A 24,631-nucleotide genomic window follows, 5' to 3' on the forward strand; every position below is an offset into this window, starting at 1 on the left:
GGTTAATCCTTCTCTATCTGAGCTGGTTTCAAGGTTCGTAATCCCCAAATCAGCATACCGATGATAAAGAACGCACTTGGTGCTAAAAGGAACAAGCCGTTCGGCATGTACCAACCACCATTTTGCAGCGATTCAAATACCGTGATACCAAACAGTTTTCCTGAGCCAAATAATTCACGCAAGAAACCCACTAAAACTAAAATAACGCCATAACCAAGGCCGTTACCGATACCATCCATAAAGCTTTCAATAGGTGGCGCTTTCATTGCATAAGCTTCAGCGCGTCCCATAACGATACAGTTGGTGATAATCAAACCAACAAAGACAGAAAGCTGTTTTGATATCTCATAGGCATAAGCGCGTAGAATTTGGTCAACAACAATTACCAGTGAAGCAATAATTGCCATTTGTACAATAATCCGCACACTACTTGGAATATAATTTCTAATCAGTGAGATAAAAAAGTTAGAGAACGCAGTAACCAAGGTTACAGCGATAGTCATAACCAGCGCAGTTTCCAGCTTAGTAGTAACGGCTAATGCCGAACACACACCTAAAACCTGTAATGCAATTGGGTTATTATCAAATAACGGCCCAAGTAGGACGCGTTTTACTTCTTTTGAATCAGCCATTATTCAGCGCTCCTTCTCGTACTTTTTTCAGGAACGGACCAAAGCCGTTATCACCCATCCAGAAATCAAATGTGTGTTGAATTCCGTTTGATGTCAGCGTTGCACCTGAAAGACCATCAATACCATATGGGCTATCGGTTGAGCCACTACGCACGATTTTAATCGCAGGCATACCTTGTTCGTTAAACAATTTTTTACCTGGCCATTGTGCTATCCATTGTTTGTTATCAACTTCACCACCTAGGCCCGGTGTTTCACCATGTGCATAGTAAGTAATACCGCGAGATGTCACGCCATCAATATCCACTGCTACAAATGCGTACATCACCGACCATAAACCTGAACCATATACTGGCAAAATGATTTGAGAAACTTTACCCGCTTCATCTTTAACCAGATAAATTTCAGCGCTATTTGCACGACGACGAATTTTAGCAATATCCTCAGCAGGTGAAAGTGCAATACTGGTTTCATCACTGCGTAATTCATTGTTCAAATCATATCGGCTAGTGCTATCGGATAACTCATTAGTTTTAAAATTCAGAAGTTTAGGTGTAATACGTTCACGATAAACTTGTTGAATTTCTTCAACAGTCATATTTGGTTTCAACAAACCCGCAACACTCAAAATATTACGTTGTGTATCTAACAAGATTTGTTCTTGTTGTTGAGGTTTTAACCCAACAGCAGCACCGGCTACCACGACAGAACATACTAGACATAAAATGAAAACGACTAGAAATGTTCTTCCGATACCATCTTTATTGTTTGGTTTTTCATTAGCCACGGGCTTTTCTCCGCTTAATATTTGCTTGAACGACCATATAGTCAAACAGAGGAGCAAACAGATTGGCGAACAGGATTGCTAGCATCATTCCTTCTGGATAGGCTGGATTCGCAACCCTGATAAGCACGCACATTACACCGATCAAAATACCGTATGCCCATTTACCTTTATCTGTAAATGATGCAGAAACGGGGTCTGTCGCCATAAAAATCATACCAAATGCAAAGCCGCCTAAAACCATATGCCACCACCATTGCATAGCAAATAATGGATTGGTGTCTGAACCGATTAGATTGAACAAGTAAGACATGGCAATCATGCCTAACATCACTCCAGCAACGATACGCCAAGAAGCAATACGGAAGAAAATAATAAGTGCACCACCAATGAAAATCATCAATGTCGAGACTTCACCAATAGAACCCGGCATGTTACCTAGAAATGCTTGCATCCAAGTAATGGGTTCACCTGTCACTGTGTTCATCAGCGCATGTTCACCACCAGTTGCCCACTGTGATAATGGAGTTGCACCCGAAAAACCGTCAGCCGCAGTCCAAACCAAGTCACCTGAAATCTGTGCAGGATAAGCAAAGAAAAGGAAAGCTCGGCCTGCCAAAGCAGGGTTTAAGAAATTGCGCCCTGTTCCACCAAAAATTTCTTTCGCAACCACAACACCAAATGTTATCCCTAACGCCGCCTGCCATAATGGAATGGTTGGTGGAACAATTAGCGCAAATAATATTGAGGAAATAAAGAAGCCTTCGTTGATTTCATGCCCACGGATCATGGCAAATAAAACTTCCCAGAACCCACCAACAAGAAAGACAACTAGATAGACAGGAAGAAAATACACTGCACCAAGCAGCATTTTACTTCCCCAGCCCGCATCAGGCGTCAATGATGCACCTAAAAATTGAGCAACACTGTAATGCCAATCACCGGCAAGCACTTGCTGTAACTCAACGCCACTATATAGGTGATGTAATGCAGGAATAGCTTGGTTACCAACGTTATACATTCCCCAAAACATCGCAGGGAATACGGCAAGCCAAACTAAAATCATCATACGCTTCAGGTCAATGGTGTCACGAACGTGAGAACGACCCTTAGTAACAGTTCCCGGCGTGTAAAAAACGGTCGAAACAGCTTCAAACAACGCATAGTATTTCTCTAACTTTCCACCGGGTTCAAAATGGTGCTCATACTTTTCAAATAAATTTTTCAGACCCATGGAATTACCCTTCTAGCTCAATCTTAGTCAGAACGTCACGAAGTACTGGACCATATTCATATTTGGCCGGGCATACATACGTACTTAGCCCTAAGTCCTCTTCATCCAACTCCAGACAACCCAACTCTTGAGATGTGTCCGTATCCCCAACAAGGAGATCACGTAGCAGATGGGTGATCATGATATCGAGTGGCATAACACGCTCATAATTACCAATTGGTACCATTGAACGCTCACCGCCATTCATTGTTGTGGTGAAATTAAAGCGCTTATTTTTGAGAAAATGCCCAATAGTCGTGCGTGTAATCGTAAATTTATCCGCACCCGGCATGATCCAACCAAATAGTTCCTTATCACGGCCTTCAGATAAAACAGAGACTTGATTATGAAAACGGCCAAGATAATGATGCGTTTCATCACAGGTACCCCCCCAAAGCACGGAACCGGAAATAATACGGTTTTCCCCATCTTTAAGCTGACCTTTGGTGAGTTCATACAGATCTGCACCTAAACAAGTGCGCAGTAAACGAGGCTTTTCAACCTGCGGTCCTGCTAAAGAAATAACTCTATCTGTATAAAGATACCCAGTAATGAATAACTTACCTATCGCGATAACATCTTGATAATTAAGACTCCATACTTTTTTCTTGATACTCACAGGCTCAAGAAAATGAATATGTGTTCCTGCTAAACCCGCCGGATGTGGACCGACAAACTGCGTATAGCTAATTTGTGAGCTCGAAGTAACTTTTGGTAATTCTCCCATTCCATGACAAACATGAACTTTACCTTCAGTTAAACGACTAAGCACCACCAGCCCATCATTAAATGCTTGTTCATTTTCACGAATAACAATCATCGGATCTGCCGCGAGAGGATTTGTATCCATCGCTGTCACAAAAATAGCAGCAGGTGATGAGCCCGGCTGTGGAGAGCGACTAAATGGACGCGTTCGTAAAGATGTCCACAAACCTGACTTTAAAAGATTTTCTTCAACCTTTGTACTTTCTATCGTTGCAAGTTCATCTCGATTATAAGCAGTAAAAGTTTCTTGCTCATCCCCATCGATTTCAATAACGACAGATTGAAGAACTCGACGCTCACCGCGATGAATAGCAACAACTTTACCGCAGGCTGGACTCGTGAACATCACGCCTGGATTCTTTTTATCTTCAAAAAGAATCTGTCCTTTTATGACACGCTCACCTTCTTTAACCAGCATCGAAGGACGCATTCCGACATATTCTTCACCTAGCAAAGCTACGTGTTGAATTTTCGGGCCGTCTTCTATCACTTGGGCTGGCTCACCTGCAATAGGAAGGTTGAGGCCTTTTTTAATTTTAATCATAAGATCTGCACAAGTTTATTAGTTAAACCCTATGCTAACGATTCAACAATGAATGATAGCGACTCATTAATAAAAACAACTCAAGTCACGTTAATGACTTAAGCACGTAATTCTCAAATATTTTTACTCAAGTTTCTTATTTCGCCGGTCGTAATTTTATCAGTTCCCTTGACCTATGTCCGGTTATAGAAGTGACATAGTTCAAGCAAATCGTAATAACATTTGAAATATATTTTTAACAACTCGGTATTGACGATGCATTACATCATGTTTATCGAGTTTTGATTGTTTTTCAAACAATAAAGATTCAATTGAAAACTATTAACATGCTATATTACATTCTTATCTAGCCACCTAAAATGTTTTAAACAGGTGCTATTTTTAATCAATGCTATCTTTTATATTTGGTTTAAGAATGAAAAAAAGTAACTTTATCAGTGCAATTATTACCTTTGCCTTCCTATATTCAACAGCCACACCAGCTGAAAACCAGTCATTTTTGAATAATAACAAATCGAAAAACAATCAAGATCCGTCAATTTTTATCCAAATATTTAAACAAGAAGCAATCTTAGAGCTTTACCAAAAAATGCCTAGCGGCCAGTACAAATTAGCCAAAACGTATCCGATATGTAAATTTTCTGGCGGACTCGGTCCAAAAAAGATTGAAGGCGATTTAAAAAGCCCTGAAGGATTTTATCAAATAACCACATCACAGTTAAACCCAAATAGTCGGTATTACCGATCTATCAATATTGGTTTTCCTAATGAGTTCGATAAGGCTCAAGGATATAATGGCAATTATTTGATGATCCATGGAGACTGTGTATCTGTAGGCTGTTATGCAATGACAGATGAATATATGGGCGAGATTTATCAGACTGTAGAACGTGCATTACGTAATGGCCAATCCGCTATTGATGTCAGTATCTATCCTTTCAAAATGACGAAAGAAAACATGCAACGCTATCGTAATTCAAGTCATTACACATTTTGGAAGCAGCTACAGCCAGCTTATGATTATTTTAATCGCACAGGCAAGCCCGCGGAAATATCAGTATTATTAGGCGAATATGCCGTGCTTAATATGCCCGAGACACCAACTAAGTTATTAGGCTCTAAATCACAATATGCGCTGACCAAGATGAAATAATACAAATTCACCAGGCTCAATCTTTTGCCAGCTTTCATTTCCAGTTAACGGTGCAGTCGCAATAACGGAAACAATATCGGTAGGAGTCGTGCATTGCTGAAAATCAATTTCAATATCTTGATCCAGCAATTTAGCCTTACCAAACGGTGATTTTCGTGTAATCCAATGCAATTTTGTCGAGCTGAAAGCCATCAAATATTGCCCATCTGATAACAGCATATTAAACACCCCCTTGCTGCGAAGTTGATCCGCAAGAATAGCAATGAAGCGAAAAACGGCTTTCCAGTTTGATGGCTTGCGTGGGTACTTCTCATTGAGCTGATGCAAGATCCAACAAAATGCCCATTCGCTATCCGTTTCACCAATTGGCCAATAATTTCCTGTTTTTAGCGTTCGATAACCTTTAAGTTGACCATTATGTGCATAAGTCCAGTTCCTTCCCCAAAGCTCCCGTGTAAACGGGTGGGTATTCACCAATGCAACATCACCACGATTTGCTTGGCGAATATGAGCCACAATAGTTTCAGACTTAATGGGATATTCCTGCACAAAGCGTGCAACTGGCGAAACAGAACTTGGTTGCGGATCTTTAAATGTGCGACATCCCAGCCCCTCGTAGAAAGTGATACCCCAGCCATCTTTATGAGGACCCGTTTGCCCTCCTCGAGATATCAAACCACTAAGACTGAAACTAATATCAGTTGGTACATTGGCACTCATACCAAGTAATTCGCACATTTAAAGACTCCTAAACTCGAAAAAAAATTATTTCACCATCTCTTTTTCAATTAGCTGAATTAAGATATGAATAACTTTGATATGAATTTCTTGTATACGATCTGCGTAACCAAAATGAGGAACACGGATTTCAATATCAGCGCTGCCTGCCATTTTTCCGCCATCTTTACCTGTTAAGGTAATCACTTTCATGCCTTTTTCACGAGCAGCATTGATAGCTTTAATAATGTTTCCTGAATTACCTGAAGTTGAAATCCCGAGTAAAACATCCCCCTCTTTTCCAACTGCTTCAATAAAGCGAGAAAAAACAAATTCATAACCAAAGTCATTACTGACACAAGATAAATGGCTAACATCAGAAATAGCAATCGCCGGATAACCAGGGCGATTTTCACGATAACGACCGGTTAATTCTTCTGCAAAATGCATCGCATCACAATGAGAACCGCCATTACCGCATGATAATACTTTGCCCCCCGCTTTAAAGGAGTCGGCTAGTAATACCGCAGCTTGTTCAATTGCCTTAATATTTGCATCATCACTTAAAAAGTTTGACAGCGTATCGGCTGCTTCAGATAGCTCACCACGGATCAAATCTTGATACATGAGGTTTCCTCTTAAATTTAACGAAGGGGTCATTGAGATAAGTCTTTAGTACTCAGATTGTTGCACAGGGTACATTTTGTTTCTACTTTTGATTGTGCTGTATTGACCTTAGCCCCCCAATTTAATGTTTTCTCGTCTAGAAATGCGGCTACTTATCTAAAATCACATGCCCAATGACATTATCACTAATTGTTATTTGATGTTTTTGTGAGCCAAGTTGTAATTAAGATGTAAATATGTTGCTAATTGTTTATTAATGGATATAGATTAAAGCAACAAACAGGTCAGACCTCTTACAAGTGGACAGGAGTTTCATTATGACCCTTCTTAGCATAATTTTGTTTTTCGCGTTAATTGGTATTCTTTGCTACCACAAAACATCTTTAGTACTCAGTACCGCATTATTACTCATTTATACCGCAATTATGGGTGTGTTAAATATTTGGAGCTACTGGATGTTACTACCTGTAGCGATTGTACTTTTTCCTTTTGTATTTACACCTGTTCGTCAGTCACTATTTTCAGCCCGTGGAATGAAAATGTTCCAGAAAGTGATGCCTCCAATGTCTCGCACCGAAAAGGAAGCGATTGATGCTGGCACCACTTGGTGGGAAGGTGACCTATTCCGTGGCGCACCGGATTGGCATAAATTACATAATTATCCTAAACCACAACTCACTGCCGAAGAGCAAGCTTTCATTGATGGCCCAGTTGAAACCGTTTGTGGCATGGTCAATGACTTTGAAGTGAGTCATGAACTTGCCGATCTGCCCCCTGAAGTATGGCAATACCTCAGAGATCACCGTTTCTTCGCCTTAATCATAAAAAAAGAATATGGCGGCTTAGATTTTTCTGCCTATGCTCAATCACAAATTTTACAAAAACTTGCAGGTGTATCCGGCATTTTAGCCATCACCGTCGGCGTACCAAACTCTTTAGGTCCCGGTGAGCTATTACAGCATTATGGTACTGATGAGCAGAAACAACGTTATTTACCCGGACTTGCTACAGGTGAAGAAATCCCCTGCTTTGCATTAACTAGCCCAGAAGCTGGTTCAGATGCGGGTGCAATCCCTGATTCAGGAATTGTTTGTATGGGTGAATGGCAAGGTGAACAAGTTCTGGGGATGCGCTTAACTTGGAATAAACGTTATATCACTTTAGCACCTATCGCTACCGTTCTTGGTCTTGCCTTTAAATTATCTGATCCTGAAAAACTGTTAGGTTGCGAGAAAAACTTAGGCATCACCTGCGCTTTAATCCCAACTAATACACCAGGTGTCGAAATTGGTCACCGCCATTTCCCGCTTAATGTGCCTTTTATGAATGGCCCAACGCGGGGAAATGATATTTTTGTTCCTATCGATTATATTATTGGTGGTCCAAAAATGGCCGGACAAGGTTGGAAAATGCTCGTTGAATGTTTGTCTGTTGGTCGCGGTATTACTCTGCCATCAAATTCAACTGGTAGTCTAAAAAGCATTGCAATGGCTACTGGCGCATATTCTTACATTCGCCGTCAATTCAAGCTCTCTATCGGTAAAATGGAAGGGATTGAAGAACCCTTGGCTCGCATCGCTGGGAATACCTATTTGATGGATGCAGCAGCAACCTTAATTACCTCAGGGATCATGCTGGGTGAAAAACCCGCTGTTTTATCCGCTATCGTAAAATATCATTGTACCCACCGTGGTCAACGTGCAGTGATTGATGCAATGGATATCACTGGAGGTAAAGGTATCTGTCTTGGCAGTTCCAACTTTGTTGCTCGCGCTTATCAAGGCGCACCGATTGCCATTACGGTTGAAGGTGCAAACATTCTGACCCGCAGCATGATTATCTTTGGACAGGGAGCTATTCGCTGTCACCCTTATGTATTAGAAGAAATGGCAGCAGCACAAGACAACAATCTACACAAATTTGATAAAGCGGTATTTGGTCACATTGGTCATGTGATTAGTAATCAATTCCGTAGCTTCTGGTTAGGATTAACAAACGGCCGTGGTAGCAGCGCGCCTACAAAAGATGAAACCCGTCGTTATTATCAAATGTTAAACCGCCAAAGCGCCAACTTAGCCTTATTATCTGATGTTGCGATGGGAGTGCTTGGTGGCAGCTTAAAACGCCGCGAACGCATTTCAGCACGATTAGGTGATATTTTAAGCCACTTATACCTTGCGTCTGCTACACTAAAACGCTACGAAGATGAAGGTCGTCAAAAAGCAGATTTACCATTAGTTAAATGGGCCGTCGAAGATTGTCTTTATCAATCTGAAAAAGCCATTGACGATTTACTGAAAAACTTCCCTAACCGTGTTATTGCTGGGCTAATGCGTATTACGTTATTCCCTACAGGCCGTGCTATGTCGATGCCTTCTGATAGACTTGATCACAAATTAGCTCAACTGATTATGGAACCATCAGAAACTCGAGACAGATTAGGGCGTGGTCAGTACTTGACGCCAACAGCAAATAATCCACATGGTTTAGTAAACCAAGCGCTATATGACATTATTGCCGCAGAGCCTATTTTCGACCGTATCTGTCGTTTAAAAGAACGTAAACTTAGCTTCACTCGTTTAGATAAGCTGGCAGAGGAGATGTTAACCACTAAAGTTATCACTCAAGAAGAAGCTGATATTCTGTGTAAAGCGGAAGCCAGCAGATTACGCACTATTAATGTTGATGAGTTTGACTTTAATGATTTGGGAGTCATCCCAGAAAAAAAGTTATTAGATGAACCATCAGATGCGCAAGCATCCAAGAAGAAAAAAGCGGCCTAATGAAGTGATTCATTAGCAATCACGAACACCAATCATTAACAAAAAGGGAGCTTAATTGCTCCCTTTTTAATCATAAAATTCAATGGTACCAAAACTTAAATATTTACTCACTCTTGCTTTGCCTTTCTCTCTCTTTTGCTTTAATAATATAAGGCGAATATTTTAATGTTCTATCCCAGCTTGAATCCATAAACTTACACAACTCATCACCTTCTTTGGCACAAAGATTAATATAATATTTAGCCTTATCGGTCTGTTGAAAATCATATAAATACATATTAGAAAGCTCTCGCATTGCAATATGTCGATAACTCCCTTCTAATATAGCTACTTGTTGGTAATAATCAGCTGATTTTTTTACATCAACAGCCATACCAATTCCTTGTTGATTAAAATAAGCTAGCTTATATAAACTGGCTTCAAATTTAGGATTAATTTCAACTGACTTATTAAGATAATCTAATGCAATAAGACAATTTTCATGAGGATTTTTCCGTAATATCGTACTTTTTTCAGAGCAATTAGAATCATCATAATACAAAAAAAACAAAAGATAGTTACTTGCCGCATCCCCTTTACTTGCTTTTATTTGCAATTCAACAAAATCCTTCGAAGTTTTAGGTAATACGAGTAGTGAGATTAATTCTTTATTATATTTAATCTCAACTTTAGAAAAAGAAAAATTCAACATTCTATATGAAGGTAATCGAAAATCATTTACTTCACTTTCGGTAAATCCATAACTATTAAAAACACCAAAAACAAAAGCCATTATGATAATAATTTCATCAGAATCCAAATAATGATTTAAATTATTAAAATAGCGCCCTTGAATTAATAAAAATCACTTTCAAATAACCCATAATAGTTATTTTCATACCTCAGTATATTTTAAAACAAAAAAAGCCAGCGGTTATTAATCGCTGGTTTTAAAAGAACAAATATAATCTACATTCTAATTCTTATAATTCTAATGCTAATAATTCTTCAATAGTTTGACGGCGGCGGATCAGTTTTGCTTGTCCATTCACAAACATCACTTCAGGTAATAAAGGGCGGCTATTATAATTAGAGGACATGGACGCGCCGTACGCGCCGGTATCATGAAATACCAAATAATCGCCAACTTTTACATCTGGGAGTAAACGCGTTTCAACCATTCCCCCTTCAAGCTGTGTGAATACATCGCCTGATTCACAAAGAGGCCCTGCAATAATCGTTTCTTTTTGTTGACGACTATCTACCGTATTCCCATTTTCAGGCAAAACAGAAATATGGTGATAGCTGCCGTACATCGCTGGGCGCATCAAATCATTAAAACCGCTATCCACCAGCACATAATGACGGCTACCCATATCTTTAACCGCTCGCACTTCTGCTAATAATACGCCCGACTCAGCGACAAGATAGCGCCCTGGTTCAATTTCGAGCTCAATTGAATGACCTAAATGTTGTTCAATACGTTGACGTGCGCTATTCCATAAACTGTAATAGTTTTGCACATCAATTAATTCATCTTCTTCACGGTAAGGGGTGGATAAACCACCACCAGCTGAAATAGCCTGAATATCAACACCCGCAGAAATAACTAATTCAGCCATCGAATCACATACATTAGCCAAATGTTGATAATCAACACCTGAACCAATGTGCATATGTAATCCAACAAGCGATAAGTTGTATTGGCGAATTTTTTCTAATGCCTCTGGCAGATCTTGGTACCAGATGCCATGCTTACTGTTCTCGCCACCAGTATTTGTTTTTTGACTATGACCGTGACCAAAACCTGGGTTAATGCGTAACCAAACTGGATGACCCGCTTTTTGCTCACCAATTTGCTCAAGCATATCTATAGATCCGGCATTTACAGGAATATCTAACTCGGTCACTTTTATTAAAGTTGCTTTATCCAGCACATCCGCAGTAAACACAATTTCTGCGTTATCTCTTCCTGCTTGAAACCCCGCAACTAACGCACGTTCAATTTCCCCTAAAGAAACGGAGTCAACTTTAACGCCTTGCTCACGCATCAAACGAAGAATATGAATATTTGAGCAAGCCTTTTGTGCAAACCGAACAGTATCAAATAATTGAAGCTGCTTGATACGTTCAACAATAACGGCACTGTCATAAACCCATAGCGGCGTACCATATTGCGCTGGTAGCTCGCGTAAATATTCAGGTGTTAAATACTGGCTTGTGGTCGTAGCGAATGAAGTCATGGTTTTCTCGTCAGCAAGTTTTTTTAATATCATTATTATGTTGTTCTCTATTATTCAGAGAAAAAACGGGAAAAAAAATATCTATTTTGCTAGAGTCTATTCATATTTGATATATATAAGTCTTGGAGAGTGATAATGCAGACTATTTCATGGCGCCACATTGAAATTTTTCGGGCAGTCATGACAGCACCGAACTTAACGGAAGCCGCTGTGCTGCTCAATACATCTCAGCCTACAATCAGCCGAGAACTTGCTCGCCTTGAACATTTATTGCAATTCAGGCTCTTTGATCGGGTAAAAGGCCGTTTACATCCTACCGTGCAAGGATTACGCTTTTTTGAAGAGGTAGAACGCTCTTATTATGGTTTAGAGCGGATCAAAAATTCCGCAGAAACAATTCGACGCTTTGAACATGCTCAGGTTTCTGTCACCTGCCTACCCGCTTTCGCACAATCATTGCTCCCACAAGTTTGTCAGTCTTTTATGGAAAGTTACCCTGAAGTCAGTTTAACGGTGATCCCACAAGAATCTCCATTACTCGAAGAGTGGCTATCAGCACAGCGCTATGATTTTGGATTAACAGAGCATCTTCAAACGCCCCCAGGCACTGAACAGCAAACTCTTGGCTCGCTTAATGAAGTCTGTGTTTTACCCGCAGGACATCCTCTTGAAGAAAAGAGCATCTTGACACCAAAAGATTTTCAACATCAACGATTTATCAGTTTGTCATTAACAGATAGTTATCGACAACTAATCGATGCAATCTTTACCGAGCAACAAGTTGATAGGAAAATGATCATGGAAACCCATTCTGCTTCGTCTATTTGTGCAATGGCGTTAAAAGGTATTGGTATCTCAATTGTAAATCCATTAACCGCACTCGATTTTCATCAACAATCGGCGGGTAAATTAGTCATTCGTCCGCTAAGCTTTTCAATTCCGTTTACTGTCAGCCTGATTAAACCAATTCATCGCCCTTATTCACAACTTACGGATATTTTCACCCAGCACTTAATCACAACATTCAAGCAAATTGAAACGAATTTAGCGACGGCCTTGCTGCATCAATGATTGCCAATATGCCGATGTATTGAACCAGTTAACGAGAAAATCAATAACAGCCCTCAGTGTGGTTGGCATATTCTGGCGGCTAGTATACACGCCATAAATACCTAAAGGCATTGGGATATAATCAGGTAATAACTGAACTAGCTGCCCCGTATCTAAATATTTAGCAACTGAATAATAAGGTTGCATGGCAATACCAGCCCCATTTAACGTCGCCTCAGCCAAAAAAACTGATTCATTTGCACTTAATCGACCATCGACAAGAACTGAAAATGACTCTCCCTCTTTTTCAAAATTCCATAAACTACGACCAAAAAAACTATAAGTTAAACACTCTAATAACGTTAAATCTTCTGGCTTAGTCGGAATTTTTTTCCCTTTTAAAAAGGCAGGAGAAGCACAAATGACAGAATGACAAGTGGAAAGCGGTCTTGCAATTAAGTTTGGCTCAAGTTGATTAGTAATACGGATCGCTAAATCAATACGTTCCTCAATCAAATTAACCGACTTATTTGAAATCTGCATATCAATTGCCATATTGGGATAAAGCTGTAAAAACTCAGCAATAGCCATAGATAACGCGCTTTGCGCTATCGACTGAGAACAGCTAATACGCACTAAGCCTGAAAGCTCTTTCGCATCATGTTTTTGTTGAACCGGCACCGCTTGGGAAAGTGCATTAAGCTGTAACGATTGCTGATATACCCCTTCCCCCGCAGAAGTCAGACTTAGCCTTCTAGTGGTACGATTTAATAAGCGAACCCCTGCCCACTGTTCCATTTCAGATAAATAGCGCGTCACCATTGCCCGTGACATCTCCAGCTTATCAGCTGTAGCACTTAGGCTCCCTTGCTCAACTATCGTGATAAATACCTGAACTGCTTTGAGTCTATCCATTTAATTTGACCGATTTATGCAACAAAGATGAACTAATTATGCTGTTTTTCTTCCTATCATTGCAATTTAATATACATACCAAGCAACCGAATATTAAATACTTAACCCGATTCTAGGAAAAAAATGAAATTATCAACTTTAGCAACAGCAACCTTACTCGTGACAACATCTTCTTTTGTACAAGCCGCAAACTTAACGTTAGATGTATATAACCCCGGTAATAACAGTGTGTTTCCTGTTTCATCTGAAATAATTAGTGGTGATCATGAAGTTGTTTTGATTGATGCACAGTTTCAAAACAACGATGCACAACAGTTAGTTAATAAAATTAAAAAATTAAATAAAAAACTAACCACTATTTATATTAGCCATTCAGATCCTGATTATTACTTTGGATTAGAAACTATCACCAAAGCATTTCCTGACGCAAAAGTCGTCGCAACGGCTGAAACAGTCGAAGCAATTAAAGCAACCAAAGACGGTAAGCTAGCCTATTGGGGCGATGTACTGAAAAATGAAGCACCAACAACAGTGATTGTTCCAGAAGTGATCAAAGGTGATAGTTTTACGGTTGATGGTGAAAAGCTACAAATAAAAGGCCTCGATGGTGCATCTCCTGATAGAAGCTATGTTTGGGTTCCATCACTAAAAGCCGTGGTCGGTGGTGTGGTTGTTTCAGATAATATTCATATATGGATAGCGGACACACAAACCAAAGAATCACGCCAAAACTGGCAGCAAACACTCGGAAATATTAAGGCATTAAAACCGACAACGGTCGTACCGGGACATTTTACTGGCCCATCGAAAATGGATATTGGTACTGTCACTTTTACTCAACAATATTTAAATGCTTTTGAAACTGAAGCTGCGGTTAGCAAAGACTCCACTGAGTTAACGCAAAAAATGGAGGCTATCTACCCTAAATTAGATGATGTTTCTAGCTTAGAGCTCAGTGCTAAAGTGATCAAAGGCGAAATGCAGTGGCCGCAATAAGATAAAACTTCTATCCCCCTGTTATTTTTCGTTATAGTTTAACGTGGTTATTTAATTTTGTGATTTAAGGTTACCGCCACATTTAGTTAAATAACGTCGATAACATGGGGAATATATTGTTTTCTACCGTTTATTGTTACTATCCGTTTTAACTGTCAACAAACAACTAAAACTAAATTAATTTTCAATAACGACTTTAATCTTTTTATCTGAACACTTTATTTGAGCCCTATACCCAAAACACTTAAGCTGAGAAAAATGATGAATAAAATAACCTTACATTATATCTATGACCCTTACTGTGGCTGGTGTTATGCAGCAGCACCGTTAATTGAAATCGCGGCTAATCACCCTGATATCGAACTTGAATTACATGGTGGCGGCATGTTAGCCGGTGATTCGCGCCTTCACTTGGATGATCAGTTTCGCCAATATATAATGCAATCAGATAAGCGCATTGCAGCGATGACTGGACAAATTTTTGGTGATGACTATATCAACATGTTACACGAGCCGAATTTAGTAATGGATTCAACTCCGCCACAGACGGCTATTTTAGCGGCGACTAAACAGGGTAAAGGCGTTGAAATGTTGAAAGCAATTCAAAAAGCCCATTACATTTCAGGTCGTCATATTAAAGAGCCCCAAACTTTGTCTGCTATTGCTAACGAAATAGGTTTGGATAGCGAAAAATACCAGCAAGACTATACATTGAGTGAACAAGCCGAAACAGCTGCACATATTCAAAATAGTAAAAAATTACTGGCCCAATCAAGTTCTTCTGGCTTTCCAACGCTATTAATCAAGCAACAAGATAAATGGTTAAAAGTACCGCTGCAAAATTACTTGGGCGACTCAACTAAGTGGCAACAATTTTTAGATTCATTAGTTACCGCCGCTAATTAATAACTAAACGCTCATACTTATGGCTGTTATATCAATATATTATTAACATTGAATAAATACAGCCATAAACTTGCACTTAGGATAATCGCTGGACCAAAGGGAATACTAACCACCTGTTTATTTTTCAATTTCAAGTACTCTATTCCATACTGTATTAGTCCTAAAAATGCAGCTAATCCGAGAAAATAAGGTAGTTGAAGTATGCCTAACCATGCAGCACAGGCGGCTATCAATTTAAAATCCCCTCGCCCCATTTGTGGTCGTTTTTTGATTTTCTCTATCAATGTCGTTATCACAACCATCATCGTAAAACTTAAAATAACCGCATAAATAGCAGAAACTACATTGCCATAAGGCATCCAAACTTGATAAAGCAAGCCTAGCCACAATAGTGGATACGTTAATATGTCAGGTAAATAACCTGTTTTAAAATCGATAATAAATAAAGGAACAACCAAGTTTAAAAAACCAAAAAATAATATAATAACTAATAAATTATTAAATAAAAAAACAATAAACGAACCAATAAGTATATAGAAAATAAAACAGTAACCTTTATTTATATTAATATTTTTTTCATCAAAATATTTTTCAGGGAGATAATTTAAAATCTTATGGGTTACAAAGGTAGATACAATAGAAAAAATAAATAAAAAACAATATAAATCAAAGTAATGAACATTTACTTTAGGATAAATAAATCGTTGGAAAGATAAGCTAATGGAGAGAACTGAATCTAGCATTCGGTCAAAACACGAAAACAAAAGAGTAAATAATTCAGCCACTAAATAGCGATAATTAATTAAGTCATTATTAGAATCCCAAAAAAACATAATCATGTTATCTCCTTATTCCATTATGGAGGTTTTTATTAATATACTGTGAGTTAAAACATATCCCAACACCTTAATTCCGAGTTTAAAGGTCGGTTTATCCGACAAAGATGATTTTAGATACCGCACAGACGTACTACAAAACCATTTTTATTCGTTATAAACTAGAACCATTGCCTTGCTTTTAGAGATTCAGCCTCCATATCCATCAAAGCCATATTAATTATTAACTCAGTATCATTAAGGAAACATTATGCGCATCCCACGCATTTATCATCCAGAGCAACTTCAAATCGATACCACGGTATCGCTTGGCGATGATGCGGCAAATCACGTGGGACGGGTACTTCGCATGACGACAGGTCAAAAAATAGAACTTTTTGACGGTAGTAATCAAACATTTAGCGCTGAAATTACTGAAGCGACTAAAAAGAATGTATTCGTTCACGTTATAAGTAGCTGTATGGATGACCGTGAATCTCCTCTTGATTTACACCTAGGACAAGTCATGTCTCGAGGTGAAAAAATGGAGTTTACTATCCAAAAAGCGGTTGAATTAGGTGTAAATACGATTACTCCCCTAATTTCTGAGCGTTGTGGCGTACGCCTTGATGGCGACAGACTCGAAAAAAAATTACAGCAATGGCAAAAAATTGCGATTGCTGCCTGTGAACAATGTGGACGAAATCGAATCCCTGAAATTCGAGCCGTACAACCCCTTGAGGCTTGGTGCGCAGAAGATGACGGCGCATTAAAAATTAATTTACATCCTCGCGCAACAGAAAGTATTAATACCCTGCGAAGAGAAGAAAAAAAAGTTAGGCTATTGATTGGCCCCGAAGGCGGCCTTTCAGCAGACGAAATCGCCATGACAGCAAATTATCAATTTATCGATATACTGTTAGGACCTAGAGTGTTACGAACAGAAACGACTGCACTAACCGCAATCACCGCACTTCAAGTGCGCCTAGGTGATCTCGGTTAAGGAGAAAAAATGATCAAGCTCGGTATAGTCATGGACCCTATTTCGTCCATTAAAATCAAGAAAGACACTAGTTTTGCTATGATGCTAGAAGCTCAACGTCGTGGTTATGAAATCCATTATATGGAAATGAATGACCTCTATTTACATCAGGGCGAAGCGCGTGCACAAACTAAAATTATCACTGTCGAAGAAAACCCAAACAAATGGTATGAATTCCACAATGAGCAAGATATCGCTTTAGGCGATCTCGATGCGATTTTAATGCGTAAAGACCCACCGTTTGATACTGAATTTATCTACGCAACCTATATTCTGGAAAGAGCGGAGCAAGCCGGTGCTTTAGTCGCGAATAAACCGCAAAGTTTACGCGACTGCAACGAAAAATTATTTACGGCTTGGTTCCCTGAATTAACACCAGATACCTTAGTGACGCGAAACGCGAAACAACTAAGAGCATTTCATCAAAAACACGGGGATGTAATTTTTAAACCCCTTGATGGCATGGGTGGCGCTTCCATTTTCCGTTTAAAACAGGACGATCCTAACGTTGGGGTTATTATTGAAACCTTAACTGAGCATGGCTCTCGCTTTTGTATGGCGCAAAATTTCCTTCCTGCTATCAAGGACGGTGATAAGCGTGTACTTGTTGTTGACGGTGAGCCAGTTCCTTACTGCTTAGCGCGTATTCCAGCTCAAGGTGAAACTCGTGGTAACCTCGCTGCCGGTGGACGTGGTGAAGCAAGGCCGCTCAGTGAAAGTGACTGGGCAATAGCCCGAGCAGTTGCGCCAATATTGAAAGAAAAAGGTCTGCTTTTTGTTGGCCTTGATATCATCGGCGATAGGTTGACTGAAATTAACGTTACAAGTCCAACCTGTGCACGTGAAATTGAAGCTGCTTTTGATATTTCGATTACAGGCATGCTAATGGATGCCATTGAACGTCGTTTAAAGCAAGCTCGCTAAACAAGCCTTCTATCATTGATTAAAGGGCCTCTTGTAGGCCTTTTAACTCTTTGTTTGAAACAAATTATTTGAAAGCTATTATTTAAAAGTAAGCGAGTTAAGCCGTAAATATAATCTGCACAAAATAAAATTTGAGGGGAATTTGAGTTTGAATCTACAAAACCATTTTTTAATTGCTATGCCATCCTTAACAGATCCCTATTTTGAACAGTCTGTGGTTTATGTGTGTGAACATAATGAAAACGGCGCGATGGGATTAGTTATTAATAAACCGATTGAAGATTTTTCAGTCAGTACCATGCTAACAAAACTTGATATTACTATTTCAGATAAAATTGATACTCGTAATTTAGAAAGAATGGTCATCGCCGGTGGCCCCGTCGCTGAAGAGCATGGATTTATCCTTCATACCCCGATTTCTGGATTTTCTTCTAGCTTGCATCTGAACGATGATGTGATGGTAACCACATCAAAAGATATCTTAGAGACACTCGGCAGCGAACAATGCCCTACTTATTCTTTAGTCGCGCTAGGCTATGCAAGTTGGGAACCTGGTCAACTTGAAAGTGAAATTATGGAAAATAGTTGGCTCACCGTTGAAGCCGATCCTAAATTAATTTTTCATACGCCAATTAATGAACGCTGGAAAGCGGCGGCAAATCTTTTAGGTATTAATATTCAAACCATATCAATGCAAGCGGGGCATGCATAATGTCTAGCCGTACATTACTAGGCTTTGATTTTGGCACCAAAAGTATTGGTGTCGCTGTTGGTCAAGAGATCACCGGAACCGCACGCGCCCTCACTTCATTAAAAGCGCACGATGGTCGACCTGACTGGTTACAAATTGAAAAACTACTCAAAGAATGGCAACCACAATTAGTGGTAGTTGGTTTACCGCTGAATATGGATGGCACAGAGCAACTAGTCACTAGCCAAGCGCGTAATTTTGCCAATCGTATACATGGGCGATTCGGCGTTAAAGTTGAATTACATGATGAAAGGCTATCAACTGTGGAAGCAAAATCAGGGCTATTTGAACAAGGCGGTTATCGCGCATTGAGTAAAGGCAAAGTGGACTCAGCTTCTGCTGTCGTTATTCTCGAAAGCTGGTTTGAGCAGCATAGTTAAAAATAGAGTTAAGAACATCGTTAAAAATTAAATAACAAAACAGTTAAAAACATGACATAGCCGAAAAAGTAGCATCAAAATCGTGGTTTTTAACCATTTTTATGATTATTTTTCACCTTCAACCTATGCAAAGGTGCCGTTATCACGCAATTTGCTTTACACTAAGTATCAACATTAAATATTCACCCAATGTAATTGAACATAATTGTATTGAATAAAACTATATTGAATAAAACAATGACCATTCAAAATAATATCTCTGATGTAATCGCTCGCATTAATCTTGCCGCAACAGAGTGTCATCGTTCACCACAAGACATTACACTGTTGGCTGTGAGTAAAACTAAACCTTGTGAAGCCATTTTGGACGCTATTGAGGCAGGACAACGCCAATTTGGTGAAAATTATGTACAAGAAGGTGTCGAAAAAATTCAATTTTTTGCTGATAGAAATGACCTAATATGGCATTTTATCGGCCCATTACAGTCGAATAAAAGCCGCCTAGTGGCAGAATACTTTGATTGGTTTCATACCTTAGATAGAGCAAAAATCGCTCAGCGTTTAAATGATCAACGCCCTAGTGATAAAGCCCCATTAAATGTGCTTATTCAAATCAATATCAGTGATGAAAACAGCAAATCTGGGATCAAACTAGAAGAACTGGAACCATTGGCACAGCAAATATCGCTAATGCCAAATTTAGTTTTACGTGGTTTGATGACGATCCCTGCACCAGAAACTGATTATGAAAAACAATGCGTAGCATTTCGTAAAATGGAAAGTGCATTTAAGCAATTGCAAAAAATTTACCCTAGTGTTGATACGCTTTCCATGGGAATGACAGATGATATGCGTGCTGCCATTCATTGTGGTTCAACACTTGTCCGTATCGGTACAGCCATTTTTGGTGCACGCCAGTATGATGCTCAACCTGAAAAATGATCAATAGAGGAGAACAATATGCAACATCGTAAAATTGCCTTCATTGGCGCCGGTAATATGGCTCATGCCATTATTGCAGGTCTCGTTAGTCATGGTTATCCAGCTACCATGATAACCGTATGTTCTCCTACGCCGGTACGCCGAGACAAACTTGCTGAACAATATGGCATAATAAGCACCAGTGATAATATTACAGCGGTAAAACAAGCCGATGTGATTATGTTAGCGGTAAAACCGCAAATGATGAAAGAGGTTTGCGAAGCACTACAGAATCAAGCCGATTTTAGTCAAAAACTCATATTAACGATTGCCGCGGGGATCCCTGCACAGCGCTACAATGATTATTTTGCTCATGAGCTTAACTTAGTACGCATTATGCCAAATACACCTTCCCTTGTCGGTAAAGGCGTCAGTGGTCTATTTGCTCAAGAATCTGTCACCACTGAAGATAAACAATTTGCTCAAGAACTGATGCAAAGTGTAGGTTCTACAATTTGGTGTAAAAAAGAGCAAGAAATCAATAATATCATCGCTATCACTGGCAGTTCTCCTGCATATGTCTTTCTCTTTATGGAAGTCATGCAACAAAAAGCGCAGCAACTCGGATATGATGAGAAACAAGCACGTGAACTTGTCCTCAATGCCATAGAGGGCTCAGTTGCCCTTGCTAAATCTCAAGGGGACATCGCCTTTTCAACACTGCGTGAACAAGTCACTTCTAAAGGCGGTACTACCGCGATGGCTTTAGAGCAATTTTATAATGGAAATCTTCAGCAGGTCGTAGCAAATGCAATGCAAAGTGCTATTGATCGCGCAGAAGAAATGGAAAAACTTTTTTAATTAATCGCGGGACAAACCATGCAGACTTTAGTTTTTGTCACTACAACAGTTATTCAGCTCTATATTTTCGTCTTATTGCTGCGGGTTTGGATGCAGTGCGTGCGTGCTGACTTCTACAATCCATTTTCACAATTTATTGTAAAAGCAACTCAACCCATTGTTGGCCCTTTGCGCCGCGTTATTCCTGCCATTGGCCCTATTGATACCGCCACCTTACTGGTTGCATTTGTTCTAACCCTTGCGGCTATCGTTTTTGGCATGTGGGCAACTAATATGTTACCCGCTTTAGGTATTACCATTTTACCAATGGGTATTATTTTATTACTCACTTATGTGGGAAAACTTATTTTTTGGATGATCTTAATTCGTGCCATCCTAAGTTGGGTAAGCCAAGGTCGTAACCCCGTTGATTTCTTACTTTTCCAATTAACTGAACCGCTAATGGCACCAATTCGTCGGATTATTCCAGCAATGGGTGGATTAGATTTCTCAGCGATGATTGTGATGTTTATCTTGATTGCACTTAACTATTTACGCGTCGATGTCTCTTTGATGATTGACCCATCGTTAACTGCGATGCTCTATTCCATTGGTATTATGTAAGACAGGTTTGATACGATGCAAAAAGTTGTTTTAGCAACCGGCAACCCCGGAAAAGTGAATGAATTAGCAGAGCTATTGCGTGATTTTGGCCTAGATATCGTCGCGCAAACGACCCTTGGTGTTGAATCAGCAGAAGAGACGGGTCTTACTTTTATTGAGAACGCGATTTTAAAAGCACGTCATGCATCCGCACAAACGGGATTGCCCGCTATTGCGGATGATTCCGGTATCTCTGTTGATGCACTCGGCGGCGCGCCAGGAATTTACTCTGCACGTTATGCAGGTGAAGATGCTTCTGATGAGCAAAATTTGCTTAAACTACTGGATGCAATGAAAAATGTGCCTGAGGATAAACGTCAGGCACAATTCAACTGCGTATTAGTCTATATGCGTCATGCAGAAGACCCAACGCCGCTAGTTTTTCACGGCCGTTGGCATGGCATAATAACCCAAGAACCCCAAGGTCAAGGTGGTTTCGGCTATGATCCTATCTTCTATGTACCCGAACTAAATTGTACCTCCGCTGAATTGAGCAAATCTGAAAAACAAACGGTTTCACACCGTGGAAAAGCTTTAGCGATGATGTTGGATGCCTTAAAAAATGCTTAAGCTTCCACCTCTTAGCTTGTATATTCACATTCCTTGGTGTGTACAAAAGTGCCCATATTGTGATTTCAACTCACATACGCTTAAAGGTGAAATTCCGCAACAAGAGTATGTTGAGCACCTGCTTAGTGACCTTGAAATTGATGCAAAATTAATAGGCTCGCGCCCAGTAAAAACTATTTTTATTGGAGGAGGTACGCCAAGCCTACTCAGCGCTGAATCAATGCAAGCACTGATGGATGGCGTTCGGCAACGCATCACGTTAGATCCCCAAGCTGAAGTGACCATGGAAGCTAACCCCGGCACAGTTGAAGCTGAACGTTTTGCGGGCTATCAAATAGCAGGAATTAACCGTATATCAATTGGTGTACAAAGTTTTGGTGATGACAAACTAATCATGTTAGGCCGCATTCACGGTCCAAATGAAGCTAAACGTGCCGCTTATTTGGCGACAAACCTTAATCTGCGCAGCTTTAATCTCGATTTGATGCATGGACTTCCGTCACAAACTCGTGATGAAGGTTTATCTGATTTACGTCAGGCTATCGAGCTTTCGCCTCCACACCTTTCTTGGTACCAGTTAACAATTGAACCTAATACCCAATTTGGTTCTCGTCCACCCAAATTGCCGGATGACGATACCCTTTGGGATATTTACTCTGAAGGTCATAAATTACTGTCGGCCGCGGGTTATGAGCAATATGAAACGTCTGCTTATGCAAAACCGGGATATCAATGCCAACATAATTTAAATTATTGGCGGTTCGGTGATTATTTAGGAATTGGTTGTGGTTCCCACGGTAAAATTTCTTTTACTGATGGGCGAATTCTACGCACCATTAAGACTAAACACCCTCGAGGCTATATGGAAGGGCGTTATTTACATCAGTCCTATGATGTCGAAGCTCAAGATAGGCCATTTGAATATTTCATGAACCGTTTTCGCCTGCTTGAAGCCATGCCAAGACGTGAGTTTACCGAATATACAGGACTTGGAGAGTCGGTTGTCAGAGCATCAATAGACGAAGCTATCTCTAAGGGGTATATCCTTGAAACTCATGATGAATGGCAAATAACTGAACACGGAAAACTATTTCTTAACTCATTATTAGAATTGTTTCTTGGTGAAGAGTAACGATATCGAATCAGTAAATTAATTTATTCGCCTCAGCTCAATTTATATCAATAAATTACGCAAACAAAAAAGCCAGCGACATGAGCTGGCTTTGCTTGAGGTAATAATAATTTAGTTCAAAACTAACTACAGCGCCTTTGTAACGGCATCAATTTGTTCAGTCAAACTCACTAAACCACCGCCAGACAAGTACCAAAGATCAGATTGCAGATAAACGATTTTGCCATCTTTATAAGCTTTAGTTTCTTGAATATTAGTATCTTCAAATACGGTTTTATCCAACTTACCGGCACCAATCGCTTCACTGCGATCAACAATTAAGATCACATCTGGATTAGCTTGTGCAATAGTTTTCGTATCAACAACACGGCGTTTGGATTTATCTGCGCCATCTTGTACAGGTAATTCAGCACGCTGCGCTTTAACCACGTTATAAACAACCGCTTGGTTATTTGGTATCAATTTTCCATCGTTATGCAGCAGCACTAGTACTTTTTTATTGGAATCTGCCGCTTTCTTTTGAGCATCAGCAATAGTTTTATCTAATTGAGCTAACTGAGCTTCAACATCTTTTTGATTGCCATAAAGCTCGCCAATCAAAGTAATATTTGCTTTCACTGAATCAATATAATTTTTGCTATCAGAACCGAGGTTAATCGTTGGGGCTATTTTAGATAAAGCCTCATATGATGCACCTTGGCGACCGGTGATAACAATTAGATCGGGCTTTAATTGCTGTATTTGTGCTAAGTCAGGCTGCTTCATTCCACCCGCATTTTCCATTGATGCAGGAATATCACCTTTAATATAAGCAGGTGCATTTGCAGTTGGTAATGCGACAACTTTATCGCCTAAACCTAATTTTTGCATTGAATCATAAACACCAAAATCAAATAGCACCACTTTTTGTGGCTTTTTAGCCACGTCAGTCTCACCTGAAAGATGCTTTATAGTCACTTTTTCAGCAGTTTGAGCCGTGATTGCATTAGGTGTAAAAGCCGTTGATTCTGCACTAAGAGCGTAAGGCGCGGTGAACGATAACAGAGAAGCAAGTACAGCGGGAATGAATTTTTTCATAGTAAACAATACCATTTAGTCATTAAGCCAGCCTTGTATTCTAAGGTCAGACTCAAACATGTCAATTAAATGATAATTAATTTCATTTTCATTCTCATTAATGATATCGGTATCACACTTATCCTAAATACCCATAAAAAAAATGGTGA

The 24,631-nt window shown here is 39.6% G+C and carries 25 protein-coding genes; 14 read left to right on the plus strand and 11 right to left on the minus strand.

All coding sequences use genetic code 11. The features are described from left to right. Positions 1-2 precede the first annotated feature (2 nt). Genes AAZR93_RS17610 through AAZR93_RS17625 form a run of 4 tightly spaced genes read right to left on the minus strand, consistent with a single transcriptional unit; the run spans position 3 to position 3,998 of the window. Entirely contained in the window at positions 3-632 is a 630-nt protein-coding gene (locus AAZR93_RS17610; RefSeq protein WP_006657395.1) for an NADH:ubiquinone reductase (Na(+)-transporting) subunit D, read from the minus strand. Continuing rightward, the gene (locus AAZR93_RS17615) at positions 625-1,419 is read right to left on the minus strand and encodes a Na(+)-translocating NADH-quinone reductase subunit C (RefSeq protein WP_434720563.1); all 795 of its coding nucleotides are present in this window, start codon (positions 1,417-1,419) and stop codon (positions 625-627) included. The genes AAZR93_RS17610 and AAZR93_RS17615 overlap by 8 nt, the downstream gene beginning before the upstream one ends. Then, on the minus strand, positions 1,412-2,650 hold the full coding sequence (locus AAZR93_RS17620; RefSeq protein ID WP_294108807.1) for an NADH:ubiquinone reductase (Na(+)-transporting) subunit B: 1,239 nt from the start codon (positions 2,648-2,650) through the stop codon (positions 1,412-1,414). The genes AAZR93_RS17615 and AAZR93_RS17620 overlap by 8 nt, the downstream gene beginning before the upstream one ends. A gap of 4 nt (positions 2,651-2,654) precedes the next feature. Further along, a complete protein-coding gene (locus AAZR93_RS17625) occupies positions 2,655-3,998 on the minus strand; it encodes a Na(+)-translocating NADH-quinone reductase subunit A (RefSeq protein WP_434720564.1) in 1,344 nt (447 codons plus the stop codon). A 415-nt stretch (positions 3,999-4,413) separates the two neighbouring features. Between AAZR93_RS17625 and AAZR93_RS17630 the strand changes: the two genes are divergently transcribed. After that, complete coding sequence (locus AAZR93_RS17630; protein WP_294108804.1) at positions 4,414-5,151, plus strand: L,D-transpeptidase family protein; 738 nt, start codon at positions 4,414-4,416, stop codon at positions 5,149-5,151. On the opposite strand, the gene AAZR93_RS17635 is transcribed toward AAZR93_RS17630, so the two are convergent. Then, a complete protein-coding gene (locus AAZR93_RS17635) occupies positions 5,122-5,889 on the minus strand; it encodes a class II glutamine amidotransferase (RefSeq protein ID WP_434720565.1) in 768 nt (255 codons plus the stop codon). The two genes, AAZR93_RS17630 and AAZR93_RS17635, sit on opposite strands and share 30 nt — an antisense overlap. Before the next feature lie 27 nt (positions 5,890-5,916). Then, positions 5,917-6,495 (minus strand): D-sedoheptulose 7-phosphate isomerase, encoded by a 579-nt coding sequence (gene lpcA / locus AAZR93_RS17640; protein WP_294108800.1) that lies wholly within the window; start codon positions 6,493-6,495, stop codon positions 5,917-5,919. Between the two features lie 317 nt (positions 6,496-6,812). On the opposite strand from lpcA, the gene fadE reads away from it, so the two are divergent. Next, positions 6,813-9,278 carry an acyl-CoA dehydrogenase FadE gene (gene fadE / locus AAZR93_RS17645; protein WP_434720566.1) on the plus strand — a complete coding sequence of 822 codons (2,466 nt, stop codon included), beginning with the start codon at positions 6,813-6,815 and terminating at the stop codon, positions 9,276-9,278. A gap of 103 nt (positions 9,279-9,381) precedes the next feature. On the opposite strand, the gene AAZR93_RS17650 is transcribed toward fadE, so the two are convergent. Next, entirely contained in the window at positions 9,382-10,050 is a 669-nt protein-coding gene (locus tag AAZR93_RS17650) for a hypothetical protein (RefSeq protein WP_434720567.1), read from the minus strand. Positions 10,051-10,240: 190 nt separating this feature from the next. Beyond that, on the minus strand, positions 10,241-11,500 hold the full coding sequence (gene lysA / locus AAZR93_RS17655) for a diaminopimelate decarboxylase (protein WP_434720683.1): 1,260 nt from the start codon (positions 11,498-11,500) through the stop codon (positions 10,241-10,243). A gap of 135 nt (positions 11,501-11,635) precedes the next feature. On the opposite strand from lysA, the gene AAZR93_RS17660 reads away from it, so the two are divergent. Beyond that, entirely contained in the window at positions 11,636-12,571 is a 936-nt protein-coding gene (locus AAZR93_RS17660) for a LysR family transcriptional regulator (protein WP_434720568.1), read from the plus strand. Here the strand turns inward: AAZR93_RS17660 and AAZR93_RS17665 are convergent. Continuing rightward, entirely contained in the window at positions 12,545-13,465 is a 921-nt protein-coding gene (locus AAZR93_RS17665) for a LysR family transcriptional regulator (protein WP_434720569.1), read from the minus strand. The genes AAZR93_RS17660 and AAZR93_RS17665 overlap by 27 nt on opposite strands. A 123-nt stretch (positions 13,466-13,588) precedes the next feature. Between AAZR93_RS17665 and AAZR93_RS17670 the strand changes: the two genes are divergently transcribed. Further along, positions 13,589-14,461 (plus strand): MBL fold metallo-hydrolase, encoded by an 873-nt coding sequence (locus AAZR93_RS17670; protein ID WP_434720570.1) that lies wholly within the window; start codon positions 13,589-13,591, stop codon positions 14,459-14,461. Positions 14,462-14,722: 261 nt separating this feature from the next. Then, positions 14,723-15,367 (plus strand): DsbA family protein, encoded by a 645-nt coding sequence (locus AAZR93_RS17675; RefSeq protein WP_434720684.1) that lies wholly within the window; start codon positions 14,723-14,725, stop codon positions 15,365-15,367. Positions 15,368-15,393: 26 nt separating this feature from the next. Here the strand turns inward: AAZR93_RS17675 and AAZR93_RS17680 are convergent, their stop codons facing one another. Next, positions 15,394-16,206, minus strand: coding sequence for a prepilin peptidase (locus AAZR93_RS17680; protein ID WP_434720571.1), 813 nt, complete (start codon positions 16,204-16,206; stop codon positions 15,394-15,396). A gap of 247 nt (positions 16,207-16,453) precedes the next feature. On the opposite strand from AAZR93_RS17680, the gene rsmE reads away from it, so the two are divergent. From rsmE to hemW, 9 genes are all read left to right on the plus strand, one after another. Next, a complete protein-coding gene (rsmE, locus tag AAZR93_RS17685) occupies positions 16,454-17,185 on the plus strand; it encodes a 16S rRNA (uracil(1498)-N(3))-methyltransferase (RefSeq protein WP_294108788.1) in 732 nt (243 codons plus the stop codon). Between the two features lie 9 nt (positions 17,186-17,194). Next, entirely contained in the window at positions 17,195-18,148 is a 954-nt protein-coding gene (gshB, locus tag AAZR93_RS17690; RefSeq protein WP_434720572.1) for a glutathione synthase, read from the plus strand. A 148-nt stretch (positions 18,149-18,296) separates the two neighbouring features. Then, positions 18,297-18,860 carry a YqgE/AlgH family protein gene (locus tag AAZR93_RS17695; RefSeq protein WP_294108784.1) on the plus strand — a complete coding sequence of 188 codons (564 nt, stop codon included), beginning with the start codon at positions 18,297-18,299 and terminating at the stop codon, positions 18,858-18,860. Continuing rightward, positions 18,860-19,279: a Holliday junction resolvase RuvX gene (gene ruvX, locus AAZR93_RS17700; protein ID WP_294108782.1), complete on the plus strand. Its 420-nt coding sequence runs from the start codon at positions 18,860-18,862 to the stop codon at positions 19,277-19,279. The genes AAZR93_RS17695 and ruvX overlap by 1 nt, the downstream gene beginning before the upstream one ends. 237 nt (positions 19,280-19,516) lie before the next feature. Next, a complete protein-coding gene (locus tag AAZR93_RS17705; RefSeq protein ID WP_434720573.1) occupies positions 19,517-20,221 on the plus strand; it encodes a YggS family pyridoxal phosphate-dependent enzyme in 705 nt (234 codons plus the stop codon). 18 nt (positions 20,222-20,239) lie between these two features. Continuing rightward, positions 20,240-21,061: a pyrroline-5-carboxylate reductase gene (gene proC, locus AAZR93_RS17710; protein WP_434720574.1), complete on the plus strand. Its 822-nt coding sequence runs from the start codon at positions 20,240-20,242 to the stop codon at positions 21,059-21,061. A gap of 18 nt (positions 21,062-21,079) precedes the next feature. After that, positions 21,080-21,664 carry a YggT family protein gene (locus tag AAZR93_RS17715; RefSeq protein WP_294108777.1) on the plus strand — a complete coding sequence of 195 codons (585 nt, stop codon included), beginning with the start codon at positions 21,080-21,082 and terminating at the stop codon, positions 21,662-21,664. Positions 21,665-21,679: 15 nt separating this feature from the next. Next, on the plus strand, positions 21,680-22,273 hold the full coding sequence (locus tag AAZR93_RS17720; protein WP_294108775.1) for an XTP/dITP diphosphatase: 594 nt from the start codon (positions 21,680-21,682) through the stop codon (positions 22,271-22,273). After that, entirely contained in the window at positions 22,266-23,405 is a 1,140-nt protein-coding gene (hemW, locus tag AAZR93_RS17725; protein ID WP_434720575.1) for a radical SAM family heme chaperone HemW, read from the plus strand. The genes AAZR93_RS17720 and hemW overlap by 8 nt, the downstream gene beginning before the upstream one ends. Before the next feature lie 126 nt (positions 23,406-23,531). On the opposite strand, the gene AAZR93_RS17730 is transcribed toward hemW, so the two are convergent. Next, on the minus strand, positions 23,532-24,482 hold the full coding sequence (locus tag AAZR93_RS17730) for a siderophore ABC transporter substrate-binding protein (RefSeq protein ID WP_434720576.1): 951 nt from the start codon (positions 24,480-24,482) through the stop codon (positions 23,532-23,534). Positions 24,483-24,631: the final 149 nt, after the last annotated feature.

It is taken from the genome of Providencia sp. Je.9.19 (assembly GCF_051129765.1).
In the GTDB taxonomy this organism is placed as follows: Bacteria; Pseudomonadota; Gammaproteobacteria; order Enterobacterales; family Enterobacteriaceae; genus Providencia.

Excerpts from the sequence above, each read along its gene's own strand:
- AAZR93_RS17610 (WP_006657395.1), bottom strand. The coding sequence starts at position 632 with ATGGCTGATTCAAAAGAAGTAAAACGCGTCCTACTTGGGCCGTTATTT.
- AAZR93_RS17620 (WP_294108807.1), bottom strand. The coding sequence starts at position 2,650 with ATGGGTCTGAAAAATTTATTTGAAAAGTATGAGCACCATTTTGAACCC.
- AAZR93_RS17625 (WP_434720564.1), bottom strand. The coding sequence starts at position 3,998 with ATGATTAAAATTAAAAAAGGCCTCAACCTTCCTATTGCAGGTGAGCCA.
- AAZR93_RS17630 (WP_294108804.1), top strand. The coding sequence starts at position 4,414 with ATGAAAAAAAGTAACTTTATCAGTGCAATTATTACCTTTGCCTTCCTA.
- AAZR93_RS17635 (WP_434720565.1), bottom strand. The coding sequence starts at position 5,889 with ATGTGCGAATTACTTGGTATGAGTGCCAATGTACCAACTGATATTAGT.
- lpcA (WP_294108800.1), bottom strand. The coding sequence starts at position 6,495 with ATGTATCAAGATTTGATCCGTGGTGAGCTATCTGAAGCAGCCGATACG.
- fadE (WP_434720566.1), top strand. The coding sequence starts at position 6,813 with ATGACCCTTCTTAGCATAATTTTGTTTTTCGCGTTAATTGGTATTCTT.
- AAZR93_RS17650 (WP_434720567.1), bottom strand. The coding sequence starts at position 10,050 with ATGGCTTTTGTTTTTGGTGTTTTTAATAGTTATGGATTTACCGAAAGT.
- lysA (WP_434720683.1), bottom strand. The coding sequence starts at position 11,500 with ATGACTTCATTCGCTACGACCACAAGCCAGTATTTAACACCTGAATAT.
- AAZR93_RS17660 (WP_434720568.1), top strand. The coding sequence starts at position 11,636 with ATGCAGACTATTTCATGGCGCCACATTGAAATTTTTCGGGCAGTCATG.
- AAZR93_RS17665 (WP_434720569.1), bottom strand. The coding sequence starts at position 13,465 with ATGGATAGACTCAAAGCAGTTCAGGTATTTATCACGATAGTTGAGCAA.
- AAZR93_RS17670 (WP_434720570.1), top strand. The coding sequence starts at position 13,589 with ATGAAATTATCAACTTTAGCAACAGCAACCTTACTCGTGACAACATCT.
- AAZR93_RS17675 (WP_434720684.1), top strand. The coding sequence starts at position 14,723 with ATGAATAAAATAACCTTACATTATATCTATGACCCTTACTGTGGCTGG.
- AAZR93_RS17680 (WP_434720571.1), bottom strand. The coding sequence starts at position 16,206 with ATGATTATGTTTTTTTGGGATTCTAATAATGACTTAATTAATTATCGC.
- rsmE (WP_294108788.1), top strand. The coding sequence starts at position 16,454 with ATGCGCATCCCACGCATTTATCATCCAGAGCAACTTCAAATCGATACC.
- gshB (WP_434720572.1), top strand. The coding sequence starts at position 17,195 with ATGATCAAGCTCGGTATAGTCATGGACCCTATTTCGTCCATTAAAATC.
- ruvX (WP_294108782.1), top strand. The coding sequence starts at position 18,860 with ATGTCTAGCCGTACATTACTAGGCTTTGATTTTGGCACCAAAAGTATT.
- AAZR93_RS17705 (WP_434720573.1), top strand. The coding sequence starts at position 19,517 with ATGACCATTCAAAATAATATCTCTGATGTAATCGCTCGCATTAATCTT.
- proC (WP_434720574.1), top strand. The coding sequence starts at position 20,240 with ATGCAACATCGTAAAATTGCCTTCATTGGCGCCGGTAATATGGCTCAT.
- AAZR93_RS17715 (WP_294108777.1), top strand. The coding sequence starts at position 21,080 with ATGCAGACTTTAGTTTTTGTCACTACAACAGTTATTCAGCTCTATATT.
- AAZR93_RS17720 (WP_294108775.1), top strand. The coding sequence starts at position 21,680 with ATGCAAAAAGTTGTTTTAGCAACCGGCAACCCCGGAAAAGTGAATGAA.
- hemW (WP_434720575.1), top strand. The coding sequence starts at position 22,266 with ATGCTTAAGCTTCCACCTCTTAGCTTGTATATTCACATTCCTTGGTGT.
- AAZR93_RS17730 (WP_434720576.1), bottom strand. The coding sequence starts at position 24,482 with ATGAAAAAATTCATTCCCGCTGTACTTGCTTCTCTGTTATCGTTCACC.